The sequence below is a fragment of the Paraglaciecola sp. 20A4 genome, from assembly GCF_011378905.1.
Classification (GTDB): domain Bacteria; phylum Pseudomonadota; class Gammaproteobacteria; order Enterobacterales; family Alteromonadaceae; genus Paraglaciecola.
Window position 1 is genome coordinate 172,121 of the sequence record NZ_WTPY01000001.1, and the last position, 19,522, is coordinate 191,642.

General features: G+C 41.6%; 21 protein-coding genes. 6 read left to right on the top strand and 15 right to left on the bottom strand.

The window, feature by feature from the left end; all coding sequences use genetic code 11:
• Positions 1-10: 10 nt before the first annotated feature.
• Positions 11-1,156 (top strand): serine hydrolase domain-containing protein, encoded by a 1,146-nt coding sequence (locus tag GQS54_RS00655; RefSeq protein WP_166422084.1) that lies wholly within the window; start codon positions 11-13, stop codon positions 1,154-1,156.
• Between the two features lie 92 nt (positions 1,157-1,248).
• Here GQS54_RS00655 and speA read toward each other — a convergent pair whose 3' ends face one another.
• Positions 1,249-3,171: a biosynthetic arginine decarboxylase gene (speA, locus tag GQS54_RS00660; protein ID WP_166422085.1), complete on the bottom strand. Its 1,923-nt coding sequence runs from the start codon at positions 3,169-3,171 to the stop codon at positions 1,249-1,251.
• A gap of 484 nt (positions 3,172-3,655) precedes the next feature.
• On the opposite strand from speA, the gene GQS54_RS00665 reads away from it, so the two are divergent.
• The gene (locus GQS54_RS00665) at positions 3,656-5,218 is read left to right on the top strand and encodes a bifunctional GNAT family N-acetyltransferase/carbon-nitrogen hydrolase family protein (RefSeq protein WP_166422086.1); all 1,563 of its coding nucleotides are present in this window, start codon (positions 3,656-3,658) and stop codon (positions 5,216-5,218) included.
• Between the two features lie 140 nt (positions 5,219-5,358).
• Here GQS54_RS00665 and GQS54_RS00670 read toward each other — a convergent pair whose 3' ends face one another.
• Together GQS54_RS00670 and GQS54_RS00675 are read right to left on the bottom strand one after the other, a co-directional pair.
• Positions 5,359-5,571 carry a helix-turn-helix transcriptional regulator gene (locus GQS54_RS00670; protein ID WP_158768514.1) on the bottom strand — a complete coding sequence of 71 codons (213 nt, stop codon included), beginning with the start codon at positions 5,569-5,571 and terminating at the stop codon, positions 5,359-5,361.
• A 590-nt stretch (positions 5,572-6,161) separates the two neighbouring features.
• A complete protein-coding gene (locus GQS54_RS00675) occupies positions 6,162-6,599 on the bottom strand; it encodes a nucleoside deaminase (protein ID WP_166422418.1) in 438 nt (145 codons plus the stop codon).
• Positions 6,600-6,939: 340 nt separating this feature from the next.
• Here GQS54_RS00675 and GQS54_RS00680 point away from each other — a divergent pair, with 340 nt between their 5' ends.
• The gene (locus GQS54_RS00680; RefSeq protein ID WP_166422087.1) at positions 6,940-7,692 is read left to right on the top strand and encodes a phosphatase; all 753 of its coding nucleotides are present in this window, start codon (positions 6,940-6,942) and stop codon (positions 7,690-7,692) included.
• 55 nt (positions 7,693-7,747) lie between these two features.
• Here the strand turns inward: GQS54_RS00680 and GQS54_RS00685 are convergent, their stop codons facing one another.
• Positions 7,748-8,080: a PBPRA1643 family SWIM/SEC-C metal-binding motif protein gene (locus tag GQS54_RS00685; protein ID WP_166422088.1), complete on the bottom strand. Its 333-nt coding sequence runs from the start codon at positions 8,078-8,080 to the stop codon at positions 7,748-7,750.
• A 231-nt stretch (positions 8,081-8,311) separates the two neighbouring features.
• Between GQS54_RS00685 and GQS54_RS00690 the strand changes: the two genes are divergently transcribed.
• Entirely contained in the window at positions 8,312-8,707 is a 396-nt protein-coding gene (locus GQS54_RS00690) for a DUF3718 domain-containing protein (protein ID WP_166422089.1), read from the top strand.
• A gap of 142 nt (positions 8,708-8,849) precedes the next feature.
• Here GQS54_RS00690 and GQS54_RS00695 read toward each other — a convergent pair whose 3' ends face one another.
• Complete coding sequence (locus GQS54_RS00695; protein WP_166422090.1) at positions 8,850-9,632, bottom strand: BPSS1780 family membrane protein; 783 nt, start codon at positions 9,630-9,632, stop codon at positions 8,850-8,852.
• A 304-nt stretch (positions 9,633-9,936) separates the two neighbouring features.
• Between GQS54_RS00695 and GQS54_RS00700 the strand changes: the two genes are divergently transcribed.
• Together GQS54_RS00700 and GQS54_RS00705 are read left to right on the top strand one after the other, a co-directional pair.
• Positions 9,937-10,119: a phosphohydrolase gene (locus GQS54_RS00700; protein WP_166422091.1), complete on the top strand. Its 183-nt coding sequence runs from the start codon at positions 9,937-9,939 to the stop codon at positions 10,117-10,119.
• A gap of 15 nt (positions 10,120-10,134) precedes the next feature.
• Positions 10,135-10,512 (top strand): hypothetical protein, encoded by a 378-nt coding sequence (locus GQS54_RS00705; RefSeq protein WP_166422092.1) that lies wholly within the window; start codon positions 10,135-10,137, stop codon positions 10,510-10,512.
• Between the two features lie 86 nt (positions 10,513-10,598).
• Here the strand turns inward: GQS54_RS00705 and rpoS are convergent, their stop codons facing one another.
• The 10 genes from rpoS to GQS54_RS00755 all read right to left on the bottom strand — a co-directional run bounded on the left by rpoS (position 10,599) and on the right by GQS54_RS00755 (position 19,522).
• Positions 10,599-11,582 carry an RNA polymerase sigma factor RpoS gene (rpoS, locus tag GQS54_RS00710; protein WP_166422093.1) on the bottom strand — a complete coding sequence of 328 codons (984 nt, stop codon included), beginning with the start codon at positions 11,580-11,582 and terminating at the stop codon, positions 10,599-10,601.
• A 66-nt stretch (positions 11,583-11,648) separates the two neighbouring features.
• Positions 11,649-12,467 carry a peptidoglycan DD-metalloendopeptidase family protein gene (locus GQS54_RS00715; protein ID WP_166422094.1) on the bottom strand — a complete coding sequence of 273 codons (819 nt, stop codon included), beginning with the start codon at positions 12,465-12,467 and terminating at the stop codon, positions 11,649-11,651.
• A 67-nt stretch (positions 12,468-12,534) separates the two neighbouring features.
• The gene (locus tag GQS54_RS00720) at positions 12,535-13,476 is read right to left on the bottom strand and encodes a DUF368 domain-containing protein (protein ID WP_346766540.1); all 942 of its coding nucleotides are present in this window, start codon (positions 13,474-13,476) and stop codon (positions 12,535-12,537) included.
• An 82-nt stretch (positions 13,477-13,558) separates the two neighbouring features.
• A complete protein-coding gene (locus GQS54_RS00725; protein WP_166422095.1) occupies positions 13,559-14,197 on the bottom strand; it encodes a protein-L-isoaspartate(D-aspartate) O-methyltransferase in 639 nt (212 codons plus the stop codon).
• Positions 14,198-14,276: 79 nt separating this feature from the next.
• On the bottom strand, positions 14,277-15,023 hold the full coding sequence (gene surE / locus GQS54_RS00730; RefSeq protein WP_166422096.1) for a 5'/3'-nucleotidase SurE: 747 nt from the start codon (positions 15,021-15,023) through the stop codon (positions 14,277-14,279).
• The gene (locus GQS54_RS00735) at positions 15,020-16,072 is read right to left on the bottom strand and encodes a tRNA pseudouridine(13) synthase TruD (RefSeq protein ID WP_166422097.1); all 1,053 of its coding nucleotides are present in this window, start codon (positions 16,070-16,072) and stop codon (positions 15,020-15,022) included. Before GQS54_RS00735 ends, surE begins: the two co-directional genes overlap by 4 nt.
• 5 nt (positions 16,073-16,077) lie before the next feature.
• Complete coding sequence (gene ispF / locus GQS54_RS00740) at positions 16,078-16,566, bottom strand: 2-C-methyl-D-erythritol 2,4-cyclodiphosphate synthase (protein ID WP_166422098.1); 489 nt, start codon at positions 16,564-16,566, stop codon at positions 16,078-16,080.
• On the bottom strand, positions 16,563-17,258 hold the full coding sequence (gene ispD / locus GQS54_RS00745) for a 2-C-methyl-D-erythritol 4-phosphate cytidylyltransferase (RefSeq protein WP_166422099.1): 696 nt from the start codon (positions 17,256-17,258) through the stop codon (positions 16,563-16,565). The genes ispF and ispD overlap by 4 nt, the downstream gene beginning before the upstream one ends.
• Positions 17,259-17,261: 3 nt before the next feature.
• On the bottom strand, positions 17,262-17,540 hold the full coding sequence (gene ftsB, locus GQS54_RS00750; protein WP_166422100.1) for a cell division protein FtsB: 279 nt from the start codon (positions 17,538-17,540) through the stop codon (positions 17,262-17,264).
• A gap of 218 nt (positions 17,541-17,758) precedes the next feature.
• The gene (locus GQS54_RS00755) at positions 17,759-19,522 is read right to left on the bottom strand and encodes a TIGR03545 family protein (RefSeq protein WP_166422101.1); all 1,764 of its coding nucleotides are present in this window, start codon (positions 19,520-19,522) and stop codon (positions 17,759-17,761) included.

Consider the following 19,522-nt stretch of genomic DNA (forward strand, 5'->3'; position numbering starts at 1 on the left):
ACCATTTCACGTGTTTAAATATTTTTTATTGCTGAGTATGGTTTTTTCTAGCCTTATTTCTTCACAAGCGTGGGGCGAAGAGTGGCTTGATGACTTTGCAAAACGCGTGAAGGGCAAGACAGCAAAGCAACGAGTACCTGGATATTTGTTTGCTTTGATTGAAGAGGGTAAACCAGCAAAAATGGTGGTGTCGGGCAAAACAGCGAGTAACGGCTCGGCTATCACGCCTGATACCGTGTTTCGTTTAGCCTCAGTATCTAAAACGTTTACTTCTATCTTAATGGCGAAGATGGTCGAAGAAAACAAGCTTAGTTGGCAAACCCCAGTGACAAATATGACCAATGAGTTTACGTTTGAGAACACTAAAAATCTGCAGTTAGCCCATGTGATTGGTCAATCTAGTGGCTTTTCACCGAATGCCTATGACAACCTAATTGAAGCTAATTATCCGGTAAAACGTGTGCTAAACATGTTAACTGCGCTAAAGCCTTTGTGTACACCCGGTGAATGTTACACCTACCAAAATACACTGTTTGGTGTGATAGAAGAATATTTTGAAGAAAACAATACGACTTACCGACAACAATTAGAAGATGAAGTGTTGCTACCGCTTAATATGAAAGGCTCAAGTGTAGGACGAAAAGGGCTGGAGGCCTCTTCCTCTTGGGCTAAGCCACACGTCGCAATTGCCAAAAATAAGTGGCGCAGTGTAGCGGTCAGTGATGATTATTACCGTTATTCACCGGCGGCCGGTGTTAATGCTAATGGTGCTGATATGGTTAAGTGGGTAGGCGCATTATTAGGTGAAAAACCGAATATTATTGGACCGCAAATTATTGATCAGGTCACGCAGCCCAGAGTAAAAACTAAGCGCGAGATGCATCGCCGTCTATGGAAACGTTATTTAAAAGATGCACATTATGGACTGGGTTGGCGTGTATACGATTTCGATGGTCATAAGTTAAATTATCATGGTGGGTGGGTTAAAGGTTATCGAGCTGTGGTGTCTTTTGCGCCGGATCAAAAAGTTGGATATTTTATGCTGATGAATGCTGAGTCGAATCTTATTAATGATTTTACCGCCGACTTTTGGGCCAGTTATTTTGAACAATACGATGAGAAGCAAAAATTACTCAGCGGTAGCGTTAAACCATAATAACTGCGATTTAACGGATATATATTGCTCAACAATAAAAAAACCCAGTTTAACGATATAAACTGGGTTTTTTGTTATTTGTTGATCAACTCTTAATTGGTTTTTAAGTAGGTATAACCTTTTAAGCAGTCTTCGTAAAAGTCGGTCCACTTCACCGCTTCTCTTGGTTTCATTTCACCACTTGAAATATGTTGATCGATCATTCGCTTCATAGATTGTGCCATGGCATCAGGATTGTATTGCATGATAGACAACACATCTTGCACCGAAGAACCTTTAACAACCTCTTCGATGTAGAAATCTTCAGGATCATCATCATCACCAAAAATGTGAACTTCGTTAAGACGTCCAAAAAGGTTGTGCATGTCGCCCATAACATCTTGGTAAGCGCCTGTTAAAAACAAACCTAAATAATAGTCTTCACCCTTTTTAAGCGGTGGCATCGGCAGCACATCAGAAATGCCATGCTCTACAACGAATTGATCAAGTTTGCCGTCACTGTCACAGGTTATGTCCACTAGGGAACAGTTTACTGTGGGCTCTTCATTCATCCGCGAAATCGGTACCACGGGCAATACTTGATCGATAGCCCACGTATCAGCAGCGGATTGAAACACTGAAAAATTACATAGGTATTGTGACGATAAATTATAATCGAGTTCTTGCAGTTCTTCTGGCACAAAGTCAGCATCTTTTAAGCGATGCTGTAATTTCACCATAATCTGCCAGTATAGCGTTTCAATTTTAGCTAATTCTTCTAGGGTTATAACACGCAATTTGAATGCACCAATGGCTTGTTCTTTCCATTGTGAGGCGTCGTTAAAAATTTCTTGCAAATTATCTTGAGTATCAACGCTTTCCGCCAATTCACGGATATTACCTAATAGAATATGATCTGTGGGCAGTTTATCTGTGGGTAACTCGGCACTATTAGCGCGGATTTCACCGACGACTTGGGCAACGACGCAACTGTGATGAGCCGTAATTGCGCGGCCACTTTCGCTCACTAGGGTAGGGTGAGGGACATTCTCTAAATCACACACTTCACGCATGCCATAAACGACATCGGCGACGTATTCATCCATGGTGTAATTGCGAGATGAGTCGTTAGTTGATTTACTACCGTCATAATCGATACCTAAACCACCGCCCACATCAACGTATTCTAATTTGAAGCCCATACGATGTAATTCGGCGTAGATACGCCCGCCTTCACTAATGGCTTCTTTTACTGCTCGGATATCAGTTAACTGACTACCGATATGGAAATGTAGTAACTTTAGGCAGTCACCCATACCTTCACTTTCTAGGTAGCGAGCAGCGCAAATCATTTCGCTGGTGGTCAACCCAAATTTAGCGCGATCACCGCCTGAACTTTCCCATTTACCACGGCCTTTAACCGTCATTTTAGAACGTAGTCCAATGATGGGCATAACATCTAGCTGCTTGGCTGCATTGACCAGTAAACTCAACTCTGAGTATTTCTCGATAACGACGATCATTTCGCGACCCAATTTACGGCCAAGCAGTGCTAAGCGCATAAATTCGGCGTCTTTGTAGCCATTTAAAATAGTCAGCGAATTAATGTTGGTATTGTATGCCATCACAGTAATAAGCTCAGCCTTAGAGCCTGCTTCTAAGCCGTAATTGAAGGGAGCGCCTGCGTCGACAATCTCTTCAACGACTTCACGCATCTGATTAACTTTAACCGGATAAACACCCATGTATTTACCCTTGTACTGGGCTTCTTCAATGGTATTAATAAAGGTCTTATTAAGTGCCGCAACTTGTGAACGCAATATATCGTGAAAGCGCACAACAACTGGAAATTGAATACCCTCTTGTTTAATCTCGTCGATGACAGATTGAAAGTCGATACGCATATTTTTATTTGCGAGATCAGGGGTAATATGTAAATTACCGTTAGCGCCGATTTCGAAGTAACCTGCACCCCAACGCTTCACGCCGTATACGCGTTCTGCGTCATCGATTGTCCAATCAGTTTGTTCTGCCATTACTTTAAATACCTAATTGCGGGACCGTAAAGTCGCGCATTATAGTGAACAAATATCTTCAGCGCTATGGTGGCGAAGATAGTTTAGTGAAATCTTTAATTGTAGAATAACCGTCCAGCCACAGGATGTTATTAGCCGTTACAAAAAGATATAAGCGTTCTTACAAACCTTTCCCTTTTGTACTGGTAGCTTAAACTACCGGTCTAGGATCTCGATGAGCATATCGTATCAGCGAAATACATTAAACCATTCCAACATTATTGGATTAATAAGGATGGCGCGAATGTTGCTGGGTTAAGTAGAATATTTATTTATTTCTATCCCTATACACGCGATTATAAGCGCAAGTTTGAAAACTGACTCGCTGCTAATTATCTAGATAAAACATCCATGAAGAACAAACATTACTTGACGAAACACCTGCGCTGGTACAGGTTGTTACTCGTGAACAAATCCTATTACAACGGAGCCTCTCGGTACGCTTATGCATGATAACAACAGCACGACTCCATCGGTCGATGACCCTGAACATATATTAGAATTACGCCACCTAACCATTGACGATTATGCAGATGTAAAAGAGTTAATGGACATCGTATATGCGCAAGTCGGCGGCGCTTGGCCTCTGAAAAATTTTCAATCACAGTTGAATGTTTTTCCCGAAGGACAAATCTGTATTGAAGATAAAGGCAAAGTCGTAGCAGCCGCTATTTCGGTGATCATTGACTATGATAAATTTGGTGATAAGCACACCTACGACGATATAACGGGTGATGCGTATATGTCGACGCACGATCCCAAAGGAGATGTATTATACGGGATCGATTTATTTGTATCTCCTGAATACCGTGGACTGCGTTTGGGGCGTCGTTTATACCAAGCCCGTAAAGATGTATGTCGGAACCTAAATTTGAAATCGATTGTGGCCGGTGGACGTATTCCAAATTACGCCAAGCATGCCGCACAGATGTCACCTTATGAATATGTCGAGTTAGTCAAATCCAAAGACTTACATGATCCTATTTTGACCTTTCAGTTATCTAATGGCTTTGAAGTAAAGCAATTGCTCAAAGCTTACTTTCCTGAAGATAGAGCATCTCGGGGTTATGCTACTCTTTTGCAATGGCACAACATATATTACGACGCTGAAGAGCCAGGCGCATTGGCTAGCCAGCGCAATTCGGCGCGGATCGGGTGTATTCAGTGGCAGATGCGTTACTTCAACGATATTCCTGAATTACTTCAACAGGTCGAATACTTTGTTGATGCGTTGTCAGACTATAAATGTGATGTGGCACTTTTCCCTGAGTTTTTTAATGCGCCTTTAATGGGTATTAAACAGGCTGATACTTCGATAGATGCCATTTGGAATTTGGCCACTTATACCGATGAAATACTGACAGAAATTTCGCGTTTAGCGGTGTCTTACAACATTAATGTCATTGCTGGTTCAGTGCCTGTTATCGAAGATGATGAATTGTATAACGTGAGTTATTTTTGTCACCGAGACGGACGAGTAGAAAGCCAATATAAATTGCATCTTACACCTCATGAAAAGAAAGATTGGATCATGCAAGGGGGCAATAAGTTACAAGCCTTTGACACCGATTTTGGTAAGGTTGGTATTTTAATTTGCTATGATGTTGAGTTTCCTGAGTTGGGTAGATTACTTGCCGAGCAAGATGTTCAGATCCTGTTTGTTCCCTTCTGGACTGATACCAAAAATGGTTATTTACGGGTTCGTAGATGTTCGCAAGCAAGAGCTATCGAAAACGAATGTTATGTGGCAATTGCGGGTAGTGTGGGTAACTTACCTAAGGTCGATAATGTTGATATTCAATATGGTCAGACAGCTGTATTTTCGCCCTCTGATTTCTCATTTCCTCATGATGCGATTGTGTCTGAAACAACCCCGAATACTGAGATGACACTGATAGTGGACCTTGATTTCGATAAACTGAAACAGCTCAAAAATGAAGGTTCAGTACGAAACTATCTTGATCGTAGAAGGGATCTTTATGAAGTAAAATGGAAGGGTGAAAAGTAAGTGAGTATTTACTCTCCGATTTAACACTATAGTCAGCACAGCGAGCTAATACTCTTTGTGCTGGCTATCAAATCAATTATATCGTTAACTATTGTTGTACAATAAATATCAATGTTAGTGAGTACTAACAAAAAGTTTTGTTAACCTTCGTACTGAAATACTTCTTCAATAGATTGACCAAATACTTCAGCAATTTTGAAGGCTACTTCAAGGGTTGGTGAATACTTACTTTTTTCAATAGCCATAATTGTTTGTCGTGTTACACCGACTAATTCTGCTAACTCTTTTTGCGTCATTTCATCAGCAAAAAATCGTAACTCTCGAACTTTATTTTTGATGGGTACATTTGCCACACTAGGCACCTTTTCTATAAAAAAATAATTGACTCGCACAACGTGCCAACTCGGAAATAATAAAACCGAACAGTAAAATATGGGCCGTCAAAAGTGGAAATTCGTGGATGACTTTTGATGTGTCAGTTGGGGATAAAAATTCGTTCAATAGCATGCGTCCTAAGAATATCATTACACCTAAAATTAAAACGGTATAGCCAAAGCTATTCGCTTTTAATTGATAAAGTTTATCACGCTCATCTGCTTTTTGTTTAGCGTCATCGGGATTGAAAATTGCGATGATAATATGAAAGCAAGCTCGTCTATTATCATCATGATTACGGATTTTAAAAGTAACTCATCGGTAAATTTCTATGCCTCATTGACAGGCTGGTCAGCCAAACTTTGTAGACTTATAAAATACTAACTAAAGATAAATATAGTGGAAACTAATGACACTCGAATGCTTTTTCTTTAAACGACTTACAATTCCGATCTCATAAATTAATAAAGAAGAAATATAGAATACAATGGAATATAAGTTAAGTGTATTTAACTTGGTGTTTATTATTTTCATCTCTGTGTTTACTATTTAAATCACTTGGTTGACTTTATTCACCGATGTCTTCATTCCATAATTCTGGCTTATCGCGAATAAAACCATTCATAAGTGAGATGCAGGCTTGGCTGTGGATAACCTCTATGGCTACACCTCGTTCGTTCAATAGCGCTTCTTCTCCTTGGAATGTTTGATTTTCGCCAATAACGAGTTTGGGAATACCATAGAGTAATATTGTACCACTGCACATGCTACAAGGTGACAATGTAGTATATAAGGTTGATGCCTTATATACGCTGGCTGGTTGGCGACCTGCATTATTGAGTGCATCCATTTCGCCGTGTAGAATAGGGCTGCCACTTTGCACACGTCTATTGTGACCCCTACCTATAATTTCATCTTTGTAAACCAATACCGAACCAATGGGGATACCCCCTTCTTCGAGTCCTAGTTTCGCTTCATCGATGGCAGCTTGCATAAATTTGTCCATCATACAGTCCTCATTATTTTGCCTAGCAGGTGAGAATATTATCGCTTAATAAGCAGTAAGCTCACAACTATGTTTGATAGATTTATTTAGCCGTAACTATTGGTTAATGTACGTTATTCAACTTTTACCTAGGCATTATCGAAATTCGTTTTCAGAGTCAGAGTGTATAGATATTATGCTAGTATCTTCGCTGAGCTTGATTCCTTAATTTCGGTTATATTACAGCTCTATATTTAGCGATAATGGGTAGCTTTATTTTACCGCCAGCGATCACTAAATTATGGTTTAAAAAAAGTGTCATGGACTGTCGTTATCATTGATTAAAATACAGGAGAACAGAATGACATTATTGGTTGATACTCACTCGCATACCGTTGCCAGTACACATGCTTACAGCACCGTACAAGAGTATGTTGTCCAAGCAAAACTCAAGGGTATGCAGATGTTTTCATTGACTGAGCACGGACCCACCATGCCAGATTCTCCTCACCCATGGCATTTTGGGAATCGTCATGTGTTACCTCGGGTAGTCGACGGCATCGCTATACTACGTGCAATTGAGGCCAATATTATGCCCGCGGACGGCGGTCATGATATACCCAATGGTCTTCATCCTTTTCTAGATTTTGCTATCGCAAGTTTTCATGAGCCGGTTTTTGCTCCGGCCAGTAAAGCACAGAATACCAAGGCCATGATAGCGACCATCGAAACAGGAGACATTCAGATCATCGGCCATCCAGGTAATCCAAATTTTCCTATCGATATTGCAGAGGTCGTTCGAGCAGCAAAAGACAATAATGTCGTATTAGAAGTGAACAACAGCTCGTTCAAAGGATCTCGTTCGGGGAGTGGGCCACATTGTAAAAAGGTACTTGAGATAACCGATCAGCTTGACTGGAAGCTTGTTTTTTCCAGCGATGCTCATGTTGCTTACGACGTGGGAAATGACGCGTTAAGTATGGCCTGTGCGAACGAAGTGGGTTTTCCGATGCACCGTATTGTTAACAGAGATGCCCACAGTTTTACGACTTTTTTAGCGCAACACAATAAGCCTGTGGCAGTGGAACTCAAGGATTGGTTGAAAGCACTGTAACGTCAGATATCTATTTGAAAAACAAAAGACCGAAAGGTCAGCTAAGGCGCTGACCTTATCCACAACACTTTTTAAATTTATTGCCACTTCCGCACACGCACGGATCATTGCGGTTAGGCGTTTTTTCAAAAGTTTGTGTACCAGGTAAGCTTAATAATGTATCAAGCTGTATGGTATTTTCTGGTTTGGCCGAGTCGACAATTATCTCGCCGTAAAAATTGTGTTGTTTGAGTAGCGCCTCAAGTTCGAGCTGCCTTTCCTGGGTTTTCACGCTTAATATCAGTGGGGCATTTTTACTGCCTAACTTGGTTTTACGTTGAGTGTTGTAACCGAAGTGTTGATACTTCTCCCGCGGATCTATGCGGCCTTTAAAGAAAAGTTTTGACATTTTTGTTCCTGCAAACGTTGAAAAAATGGGCGCAGATACTAGCAGCCTTTTCTCTCAGTCCCTATCAATTCTTAATTTATTACTAGGTAAGCTGATTTACCGCGCTCAGGTATTGCCCTTAAAGGTATAAAAAACTACACCTAGGTATTTTGTTGGTTGTTTATTAGGCCGTGGTATTACTGTCTAATCCGCGACATTAGAGACCGACTCATACTTGTTCAAGGATCCACCATGTTAACCATTGCTAAAACCGCCGCTGTTATTGTTATTTCTTGCTGCGTATTTTCGCTAGCAGCACGTGCTGACGTAAATGAAGATTTGCAAAATATTTGTACGATAGTTAAAGCGGATGATAAAGGCGAATTGCGCAAAAAAATGAAAAAGGTTGAGAGTGACTATCGCTTGAAATTACAGGATTACTACACGGGTATTAGCTGTGACGGTGAAAGTCTAATTCGTATCGCATTTTTGAATAATGCACTCGAAACGGGGGAGTTAATGATAAAGAAAATGCCAAAAAGCTTACTCAATACACCTGAGAAAGATGGCAAGACCTTACGCGCTTGGGTATCAGAGCGTCAGCTTATGTCATCACCTATTGCTACTGTATTAAACGAGCGGATCTAGATCCTTTATCGACGTCTTCCACGATGCTAGTGTCATCATTAAAACATGGTTTATTAACGTTTCACCCAGTAATTGTTCATTTAAATTACTGGGTTTATTATGTTTAGATCTCACGAAGCCTTTAAATTAATAGCAGCCAAGCTTATTCAACTGGTTCAACTGGCGTGGTGACAACAACCGGTTCTAAAAATATCTGCACATAAGATGCATATATGCTGATCATAATTACCGGTAGCACAATCAGTAGCCCCAATCCCAGCGTAAACATTCCAAATAACAACATAGGGATTAAAATTAGGCCATACCAAAAGAAAGGTAATGTGTTTATAAAACAGCCCACAAAGCTTAATCTCAGCGCGGCAAAGATAGACAAATCATGTCTAATAATTAGAACCGGTGCAAACCATAAGCCCATCATCAACGGAATAAGTAACAGGCTAGCTATCAAGATAGATACTAATAGACCCTTTATATCTATATCAGCGGGTATAGTCTCTAGGTTGCCACTAAGCATCGCTGGGTACATATCGCCCAGTGCTAGCCACATTATACCACCTGAAACGACCATACTGACAACGCCTAACCCGACTAACTTCGCTACATTGTGTTTAAAGCCTGCAAACATGTACTGACTAGTGAATGCCCCTCCCTGATGTGCTTCGTAACAGCCCAACATCAATCCCGCGATAAAAACATAGTTTACTAAACCACTTAAAATTTGTCCGACAACGGGAATAAATGACATCAATAACGAAAACGCAAACCAAATAAGCATGCACGTTACCCATGGTGCAGGAGCGCGTTTAAATTGTTGTTTGCCTTCTCTGAGCCAAGTGATGACATCGCGGGTTTTACAGACTTTCGGGAATACTAGGCGATAGGCGCCGCCATCAGGCGATGCAGGAGAGTAGGGAGACGACGGCATACGGAACTTCACTCGTAGTTGTTTTCGAAAATAGAATGATTAGATATGTATCCTGACAAAGTGAATAGGCAAGAACAAGAAATAACCACGCTTAATGTTGTAACTCAGTGTTGCCAATGTCCCACATTTACATACAGTTGGCATTATGTTTTTAGTTAAATATCATTAATTTCAAATGGTTATACTTTGGCATGATAATCGCATTAACTTAATCAAAGGTTATTATCAAACTAAATAATTTTCCAAATGGGGTTTTGATGGTCTATTTGGATAAAATATTCGTTAAAAATTACAGGAGACAATCATGTATTTCTTCGTCATCATAGTGTGTGCTTTGACCGCACTTTTAACATTGCGAAATGTGGCTATGCTTGAAGGGGTAGTGCATGGTCTTGGCAAAGTAGTTTGTTACTTCGGGTTAATTTTATTTATGGTTAATGCCTTAATAAAAGCAATACTCAATCGCTTGAATATTCGAGCAGCGTAAACACAAGGAACTAAAATGAAAAATACATTTACTAAAACAGCCATGGTGATCTTTGTTGCATCATTATCTCTTGCCGCATGTAGCGAGAACAAAGAAGCAACAACGGGTGAGAAAGTTGATTCAGCTATGCAAACCAGTAAAGATAAAATGGAATCTGCTAGCGAAAAAAGCAAAGACATGTACGAAGATGCTAAAGAATCTACCGCTGATGCTTATGAAGATGCTAAAGAAAAAAGCGTAGACGCCTATGAAGACGCTAAAGACGCATCAAAAGACGCTTACGAAGATGCAAAAGATAAAGCAAGCGAGATGAAAACTGATGCAGGTAATGCATTAGAAGATGCTTGTGAAGATGCTAAATCTAAAATGGGCTCTGAAGACACTGACTGTTAATAACAGCTTTATACTTTAAAAAGTAAAAACTAAAACAAAAATGCCGCTTCTATTATTGAGCGGCATTTTTTTGCGAAGTATTTTAGTTAGGCAAGTTGATTAAATAGAGACTCTAAATTCAAACCTTTATGACCTAGCATATCTTTTAATCTGCGCAGTGACTCTACTTGTATCTGTCTGACGCGCTCTCGTGTCAAACCAATCTCTACGCCTACATCTTCCAATGTCGAAGGTTCGTATCCTAATAAGCCAAAGCGTCTCGCTAATACTTCACGTTGTTTCGGATTTAAGTCTTCTAGCCAACCGACTATACTTAACTTTATATTTTTATCTTGCAGATCCTCTTCAGGATCGTGACCTTTATCGTCGGCGATAATATCGAGTAATACATTATCGTTCTCGCTACCAATAGGGGTATCGACTGAGGTGATACGTTCATTTAAACGCAGCATTTTATTCACATCTGCTACGGGCTTCTGCACAGCTTCTGCAATTTCTTCCGCTGTGGGTTCATGGTCTAGCTTCTGGGCCAGTTCTCTGGAAGTACGTAAATATACGTTAAGTTCTTTTACCACGTGTATTGGTAAACGTATGGTGCGTGTCTGATTCATGATAGCCCGTTCAATGGTCTGACGGATCCACCAAGTGGCGTAGGTTGAGAAGCGAAAGCCACGTTCAGGGTCAAATTTTTCAACCGCTCTAATAAGACCTAAATTGCCTTCTTCAACTAAATCAAGCAGGGCTAAACCACGGTTGTTATAACGCCTCGCGATTTTGACTACTAAGCGCAAGTTACTGACGATCATTCGTTGTCTGGAGGCTTCATCGCCTTTTAGGGCTCGGCGTGAAAAATATTTCTCTTCGTCCGCTGTAAGTAGCGGAGAAAAGCCAATTTCGCCTAAATATAATTGGGTGGCATCGAGATTTTTACTGGGAGCTTCTTTATTCGAGACAATATCTTTAAATTTGTCTTCAGATTCTTTCTCTGCTTTGACTAATTCTTTTTCAACAGCTTCTTCTATATCATCAACTACATCTAATTCAATGGTATTGCTTTTTTGCTGACGCATGGGGTGACTCCTTAGCTATAACTTATTCCTAAACCTCTCCTGAAATTTTATATTTATTTATTGTTATTATCGTTTAGGCAGATAGCGTAGCGGATCTACAGATTGTCCCTTGTAGCGCACTTCAAAATGAAGTTTGACTGAATCGGAACCACTATTTCCCATAGTCGCAATTTTTTGTCCTGCCCTAACCCACTGTTGCTCTTTCACCAAAATGCTATCGTTGTGTGCATAAGCGCTCAAAAATGAGTCCGAATGCTTCACTATAATTAGCTTTCCATATCCACGCAGGGCATCCCCTGTGTAAACAACTTTGCCAGCAGCGGCCGCCAAAATAGGTGACCCTAAGCTTCCGTTAAAATCTATGCCTTTGTTGCCATGTTCGGTGTTAGAAAAACCGCTTGCAACGCTATTTTTAGTTGGCCACAGCCAAGCCGTAATTTTATTCGGAAACTCACTGCTGGAAGAGGCAATAACCCCTTTCGTAACAGTAGCGTTAGAATCACCATACGCCTGCTTTTTAGGGGGGTCAACTACTTGATTTGTTTTTGATTTCGAACTCTGACCAGTGCGATTATTAGACTTTTTGCTGATTGACACTGGTGGTTTTTTGAGCGTTAAACGCTGTCCAGGGAAGATATTATACGGAGGTCGTATATTGTTGAATTTAGCAATATCGCGATAATCTTGTCCGCTTTTCCACGATATAGTGAAGAGCGTGTCTCCCTTTTCAACAATATAAATATGAGAATTATAGGAAGATTTTTTAACATCACGAAATGTTTTCCCTTGATACAGCTCGGCAACTGGTGCCGGAGACTTGCGACCGGAACAAGCCGCTATCTGCACACAAAGTAAAAGTACCAATAGTAAGTAGGCGTTTTTCATTGGTGAATTTCGCCTTGATTATGGCAAAAAATAACGAATAGTAACGTCACTGATAAGGTTAACAAGCTCACTCCCTGGATGTTGAACCTATTTTTTCCAGTAACAACACACTACCAGCACCAAAAATAGTTAATGCAATGGCGTACCATAAGTAAGATGGCTCACTGGTTAATACTTCAAACGTGCCAGGCAAGATATTCTCTTGCACGAGAGGGATCGTCTTACCATGACTATTAACCGTTGATTCAAGTGTATATTTCCAGGGCCAAACTTTATTAAGTGAACCGAGCATAAAACCACCCAGTAACGCCAATGTAAGAGTGCGATGAGCGCTAAACATCCAGTTCAAAACCCGGGAGAAACTCAATAGTCCTGCGACACAACCCGCAGCAAAAAGCCCCAACGTTGCTAATTCTAAATTTTTCACCGCAGTCAAAATGGGCGTATACATCCCCAGTAACAAGAGAATAAAGCTCCCTGATATACCGGGTAGTATCATGGCGCAAATGGCTAACATGCCGGACAAAAATATAAATAGGTTGGTTGGTTCAATGGCGCTTGGTGTAATCATGGTAATTAAATAAGCAGACAGGGTACCCAATAAAAAGAAAACGACTGTATTTAATTTCCACTGTTCAATATGGCGTATAAGCGACCATATTGCAGCCAATATTAAACCAAAGAAAAATGACCATAACATCACGGGGTAGGTGTCGAGCCAGAATAGTACGATCCTGGAAACGGTCAAGATACTCAGTAAAATACCAAACAATAAGGTAATCAGAAATGAGCCATTAATATGTTGCCACATGGCGCCTAAGCCTTGTCGAAATAAAACCTTCAATGCTTCGGGGCCGCATTGTTTTAACGAATAAATTAACTCTTCATAAATACCTGTAATAAATGCAATAGTACCGCCTGATACACCAGGGACAGCATCTGCAGCACCCATTACTATGCCCTTTGATGCTAACGCTAAGTAGTCGCGCCATGTTCGTTTCAGTTGCATTATTCTTCAGCCAATAAATGAGGTGTTAAAAATACCCAAGACGGATTGGCTTGAGCTATGTCGCCAGACTGGAGCAGGGCATTCAAATGATATCTCCAGCGACAAGAGGTACGAAACGCACCGCTTCAATTATTTTTTCACTAAAGCCCTCACCCTCACGAGTGATGCAATGTAATTGCTGGCTTTGTTCACCAACGGGGATAATTAAGCGTCCGCCATCGTTGAGTTGTTCTACTAATTTACTGGGTACTTGACTCGCTGCTGCGGTAACGATAATCGCATCGAAAGGACCTTTACTTGCCCATCCTTGCCAACCATCACCGTGCTTCATAGAGACATTATGCAAATCCAATTGGTTCATTCTGCGTTTCGCTTGAAACTGCAGGCTTTTTATTCGCTCAACACTAAAAACTTTATTGAAGAGCTGAGCCAATATAGCGGTTTGGTATCCTGAGCCGGTGCCTATTTCAAGCACTGCCTTGGGAGTATTACTGGATGCCAGCAGTAACTCAGTCATTTTTGCGACTATATACGGTTGTGAAATCGTCTGACCCTGACCAATTGGCAATGCAGTATTCTGATAGGCTTTATGACGTAAAGCATCAGGCAGGAATAATTCTCTAGGGGTGCAGGCTACTGCATTGAGAACAGAGGCATTATGTATGCCTTCTTGTTTTAACAGATGGGCTAGGCTTTCCCCTTTGCGTGAAGAAACTCTCATGTAACTGTTTATCCAACGTGTGTGATTAAGGTCAAATGGTGCGTGCATAGCAATAAAATACTTATGCCGTTGCTAATTATTATATTTTTGTTATCCATTGTCGCACATCTTCAAGAGATTGATGAGCTGTCATATCCACAGACAAAGGCGTCACTGAACAATAGCCTTCGCTAATGGCGTGAAAATCAGTTCCTGGACCTGCATCTTGTTCGTCGCCTACCGTACCATACCAGTAAATTTGCTTACCTCTAGGGTCTACATCTTTGATCATCGTCTTAGCGCGGTGCCGTCTACCTTGGCGTGTGACTTTTATACCCTTAATCTGGGTATAAGGTAAATCAGGAATATTAACGTTTAAAATCTGATCAGTCGGCAGCGGGTGCGCTTGCAAATGGTCTACGATACGGCTGACCAGTTTAGCTGCACAGGCAAAGTTATCACTGGTGTGTGCACATAGCGACACAGCAATGGCCGGTAATCCCATATACCTACCTTCAGTTGCGGCAGCTACGGTACCAGAATAAATAACATCGTCTCCTAAGTTAGCGCCATGGTTAATACCGGATATAACGAGTTCAGGGTCTTGCTCCAGAAAACTGTTAACTCCCACGTGTACGCAATCGGAAGGGGTGCCATTCACTGCGTAGAAGCCACTTTCCATCTGTTCTATACGTAAGGGTTGTAATAATGATAACGCATTACTAGCGCCACTACAGTTGCGATCTGGAGCGATGACGGTTATCTCATGCTCTGTGCTTAATTCGCGATATAATTCTGCTAAGCCTCGGGCGAATACGCCATCATCGTTGCTCAGTAGAATTCTCATTCTGTAGGTGCCAGTTCAGTTGTGGATACGTTCACTATTTCACGCAACACCGAAGTGGCAAATGTACCGGCAGGCAAATCAAAGGCAATACGTAAATTGTTTTCTTCCAATGCCCATGTAAGATTATGGGGGTATAAGACAATAGGGCGCCTTTCTTGCTCTAAGCCCAAGGACACCAGTGTTTCTGTCACTTTTGGGTGTTTAACGGCAACATTTTTTTCGAAAACTAAAGCCGCTGCTGTAGAGGAAAGCTCTCCTTTACCCCAAAGTGGTGCAGATATATAGATATCTTGCTCAGCTAAGCGACGTTTAACGTCAGCGTCGATGGTCTCGCTAACGAAGTAACTGTGGTTACCGGCTAAAGACATGACATCACCTTCAAGAGGTGTTTCGAAGTAGCCCGCTTTAATGCGTTCACTTAACACTTCGTTGAATAGCCAAGATCGCAAAGCAGAGATAGCCATTGAACGTTTATTGCGATTACGTATTGCTTCGCCGTTAATCATTTTTTCCGCTAGGACTAGATTACTACCTTTGGGATCGTAACGGCTGTCACCGAAGCGTTGTGGACCATAATAATTAGGCACACCGGTTTGACCTATCTGTTCAATCCGTTCAGACATGCCATCAGGCTTGGTGATATCACGTAGTAAAATAGTGAATTTATTGCCTTTTAATGCACCGGTGCGGAGCTTTTTATTGTGCCTTATTGCTTTAAGCACTGTGGCGCCAGGTACGTTCAAGGCAGACCAGTCATACTCTGCTTTGCCGGGCTTGTGTACCCCAAACCATTGCTCACTCACGGAGTGTTTGTCTTTTCGTCCAGCGTAAGTCACTGCTCGTAGCGGTAATTGAGCGAACTTAGCAATTTGTTCGGCTAAATATGCGGTATTTAGCGCTTCTTTACGTACCCATAAATAAATATGTTCGCCTTCGCCTATCGGCTCATAGCCAAGAATTTCTTGCACTATAAAGTCTTTGGGCTGTTGTTTAAATATGCCGCTAGTTTCTGGAGTGGTGTGTAGATATCGCCAATGATCAATTTGCATTTCAGTTATACCGTATCGTTTGTACTTAAAAGCACAACCGCGTAACAGGCAATGCCCTCTTTACGACCTGCAAAACCTAACTTTTCAGTTGTGGTTGCTTTTACATTGACTTGATTTAACTGAGCACTAACGTCATGGGCGATGTTTTCGCGCATCGCTAGGATATGAGGTGACATTTTAGGGGCCTGAGCCACTATGGTTAAATCAATATTGCCAATTTGATAACCTTGGTCTTTGACTAATTTCATTACATGAAGTAACAATGCTCTACTATCAGCACCCTTAAATTGTGCGTCCGTGTCGGGGAAATGTTTGCCTATATCACCAAGTGCAAGCGCGCCTAACAATGCGTCGCATAGGGAATGCAGAGCAACGTCGCCATCAGAGTGCGCAAGCAGGCCTTGCTCGTAGTCAATTTTAACTCCGCAAATAGTGATAGGACCGCTGTCACCAAATTTATGTACGTCGTAACCGTGACCTATGCGCATACTCATAAACTTGCCTTGTGTTGTAGGTAAAATTCAGCCAATTGTAAATCCTCTGGTTGAGTTACTTTAATGTTACTCGCGCGCCCTTCAATTAACTTTACTGTGCCTTGCGCCCATTCTATAGCAGACGCCTCATCAGTAATCTGCACACCCTGTTGCGCCGCGTTACGCAGCGCATCACGCAGTGTGATCAAGGGGAAAAATTGCGGTGTCAGAGCGTGCCATAAATTATCTCGGTTCTCAGTGTGTAATATACTCTGCGAAGCGTTACCCCGTTTCATGGTATCGCGGACGCGACAAGCGAGTATCGCGCCGTGTTTTGAATATTGCGCAACCGCTAATAGTTTTGTTAAGTCATCGTGAGCTAAACACGGACGTGCAGCATCGTGGACCAGTACCCATTCTTCATTTTCAATAGTGCTTAGTCCGGCAAGGACTGATTCGGCTCGCTCATCTCCGCCATCGACTTGTGTTATCCAAGGTTGACTGGCGATGGTTAAACTTGAAAAATAGCTATCTTGCGGGTTTAACGCGACCACGAGATGTTTAATCTGTGGATGGGCGTACAAATTCTCTAAGGTGTGCTCTAAAATTGTTTTCCCAGCGATAGTTAAATACTGCTTGGGTCTGTCGGCCTTCATACGTTGACCAATGCCTGCCGCGGGCACAACTACGGTGTATTGGGGGAGAAATGGCATTTCTTAATCTTCGCTAGGTAAAATTCGGTAGAAGGTTTCACCTTGTTTTATCAGGCCAAGCTCGTTTCGCGCTCTTTCTTCTACAGCCTCAAGACCAACTTTGAGATCTTTAATATCAGCTTTGAGTAAGTTATTACGTTGTAATAATTCAGCATTTTGCTCGGCTTGGTCAGTCACAGACTGCTCCATAGTAACGTATTCTGGGATGCTATTTTTGCCAAGCCATAAGCGATATTGTAGTGCTGCCAACAAAGCGAAAAGGAGTATGGGTACTGCTTTCATTTTTGTCGGCTCCTTGTGTTGGTTGAGGGTAATCAATTCTTTGGCAGGTATTATGCCGAGGTTTTCTTACCGCGGCTAGTGAAACACTGCTTGCAAGCGAAGCAGTCAATAAGCGAACAGTACAAAAAGGCCAGTTAAAAAACTGGCCTTAAGATTTTTTAGCGAGTTAGGTTCTTGGTGTAAAGCTTTAAAATGTTGAAATAACCAAAACTAAAATACTAATTAAAAAACTTACCTTTTAGCTTATCTTTAAGCTTGTCGGTTAACTCGTTTTTCTTGTTTTCTACCACGCTGTTCAATTTGCTATCAAGCATGCTTTGCATACTGCTTAGGTCGCCGTCAGCAAGCTTTTCCCAGTCTAACCATTGGCTCATCTCTGAGTCGGTGGCGCCTAGTGGGCCTTCAATTTTAGCATTGAGTTTCTGCTTAAGCTCAGCAAGCTTACTGTTCTGGTCGCCAGTCAAATTGGACAACATAGCCGTGGCTAATTGTTTATCTAAATCAGAGCTAAAGCTTAAATTTATATCGCCCAATGTACCGCCAATATCCGAGTTGATGGTTAGATTGGACAGGCCTGAAAGCGTTTCAGCAATTACACTGGTCAGATTGTTACTACCGGTTGCTGTTAACTGTAATTGGCTAAGGGCGGCATTACCTGTGCCCGAAACAACGTTCTTATTGATGCTGGCTTTGCCTGAGCTTGAAAGTAATCCCTTGAGTAATTTTGATGACAGCTTTTCTTGCTCTAACAACGAAACATCAGACAGCGCTAAACCACGTAAATTCCAGTCTTGATTTGCCTTTACCCCCGTATCGTTTAGCCAAAAATCGCCGTTTAATTTAAGAGATTGCCACAACGCACTAGCACTTGAGTCTACTTTAAACGTGGTGGGACGCCCGATTTTGTCGTGCTGATTAGTAATGTCATGCCATACGCTCAATATGCTTTCACTCTGCCATTTGACCGATATATCGGCATTACGTACTAAAAAATCTGGCAGTGCAGCTGTGTCATCAAACGCTATCCAACGACCATTATAAGCTTGCTCTTCGACGAGTTCTTCTTTGCTTTTATTCAGCATAGGAGCAGCTAAGTCATATGCTCCGAGTACGTATTGACTAAATTCTCCTGCTTTTTCTCCAAAAATCATGGTCGTCACGTCTTTGATTGCTCCTTCATCACCGGCAATTAACCCTTGCAGTTGAGCGTAATCTTCTCCTGGCGCTGACTTTAGTTTAGCTAACGTCGGTGCCATCTCGCTTTTAGCTGCGTTTGCCGCATCTTTAAATTCGGTAAGTTTGGCTTTATCGCGACTAATTTCTTCGCGCAGGGTGTCAAACTCTTCTTTAGCCTTAGCGAGTTCCAGCGGATTTTTATAATCTGTATTCGTAATAGCTGCTACGCGTTTCTTATAATTTTCTAGGGCGTCTTTGCTGGGCAGTTCGGCGTATTTGCTTTTGAGTATCTCACTGTGTTTTTGGTAGGCGGATTGAGTTTGCTCAATCGCTTTAGTGGTTTTTAACGGTGATTTAGCCAGTATTTCATCCACACTGGGTAGGTTTTTTGGATCAAATGCTTCCTGTAATTCTTCTTTTATGGCGGTAGTGGCTGTGCGGTATACCGCGCCTTCAGATTCTCTAAGCTGAGCAAATTGCACCCCACTAACTGTAAGATCATCAATGATTATCTTTCGCAATAACAAAGGTGCTAACTCAATTTGCGCAGTAATTTCTTGTGCTTGAACTTGGTTCTGCGTTGGCATTGCTGGGTCTGTTAATTGAATGTCGCTTAAGGTGATACCAAAAGGAGAAAATGTATGAGTCACTTGGGCAATATTGACCTCTGCACCGGTGGTTGATTCTAAGCTTTTCTCTGCGGCTAATTTAATCCAAAAATCTAAAAATAGGATAGCGATAGCGGCAATAAGCCCAGTAATAACGAAAAATGCAATAAGCCCAGGCCAACGAATAAGTTTCTGCAT

Excerpts from the sequence above, each read along its gene's own strand:
- speA (WP_166422085.1), bottom strand. The coding sequence starts at position 3,171 with ATGGCAGAACAAACTGATTGGACAATCGATGACGCAGAACGCGTATAC.
- GQS54_RS00665 (WP_166422086.1), top strand. The coding sequence starts at position 3,656 with ATGCATGATAACAACAGCACGACTCCATCGGTCGATGACCCTGAACAT.
- GQS54_RS00675 (WP_166422418.1), bottom strand. The coding sequence starts at position 6,599 with ATGGACAAATTTATGCAAGCTGCCATCGATGAAGCGAAACTAGGACTC.
- GQS54_RS00680 (WP_166422087.1), top strand. The coding sequence starts at position 6,940 with ATGACATTATTGGTTGATACTCACTCGCATACCGTTGCCAGTACACAT.
- GQS54_RS00685 (WP_166422088.1), bottom strand. The coding sequence starts at position 8,080 with ATGTCAAAACTTTTCTTTAAAGGCCGCATAGATCCGCGGGAGAAGTAT.
- GQS54_RS00690 (WP_166422089.1), top strand. The coding sequence starts at position 8,312 with ATGTTAACCATTGCTAAAACCGCCGCTGTTATTGTTATTTCTTGCTGC.
- GQS54_RS00695 (WP_166422090.1), bottom strand. The coding sequence starts at position 9,632 with ATGCCGTCGTCTCCCTACTCTCCTGCATCGCCTGATGGCGGCGCCTAT.
- GQS54_RS00700 (WP_166422091.1), top strand. The coding sequence starts at position 9,937 with ATGTATTTCTTCGTCATCATAGTGTGTGCTTTGACCGCACTTTTAACA.
- GQS54_RS00705 (WP_166422092.1), top strand. The coding sequence starts at position 10,135 with ATGAAAAATACATTTACTAAAACAGCCATGGTGATCTTTGTTGCATCA.
- rpoS (WP_166422093.1), bottom strand. The coding sequence starts at position 11,582 with ATGCGTCAGCAAAAAAGCAATACCATTGAATTAGATGTAGTTGATGAT.
- GQS54_RS00715 (WP_166422094.1), bottom strand. The coding sequence starts at position 12,467 with ATGAAAAACGCCTACTTACTATTGGTACTTTTACTTTGTGTGCAGATA.
- GQS54_RS00720 (WP_346766540.1), bottom strand. The coding sequence starts at position 13,476 with ATGCAACTGAAACGAACATGGCGCGACTACTTAGCGTTAGCATCAAAG.
- GQS54_RS00725 (WP_166422095.1), bottom strand. The coding sequence starts at position 14,197 with ATGAGAGTTTCTTCACGCAAAGGGGAAAGCCTAGCCCATCTGTTAAAA.
- surE (WP_166422096.1), bottom strand. The coding sequence starts at position 15,023 with ATGAGAATTCTACTGAGCAACGATGATGGCGTATTCGCCCGAGGCTTA.
- GQS54_RS00735 (WP_166422097.1), bottom strand. The coding sequence starts at position 16,072 with ATGCAAATTGATCATTGGCGATATCTACACACCACTCCAGAAACTAGC.
- ispF (WP_166422098.1), bottom strand. The coding sequence starts at position 16,566 with ATGAGTATGCGCATAGGTCACGGTTACGACGTACATAAATTTGGTGAC.
- ispD (WP_166422099.1), bottom strand. The coding sequence starts at position 17,258 with ATGCCATTTCTCCCCCAATACACCGTAGTTGTGCCCGCGGCAGGCATT.
- ftsB (WP_166422100.1), bottom strand. The coding sequence starts at position 17,540 with ATGAAAGCAGTACCCATACTCCTTTTCGCTTTGTTGGCAGCACTACAA.
- GQS54_RS00755 (WP_166422101.1), bottom strand. The coding sequence starts at position 19,522 with ATGCAGAAACTTATTCGTTGGCCTGGGCTTATTGCATTTTTCGTTATT.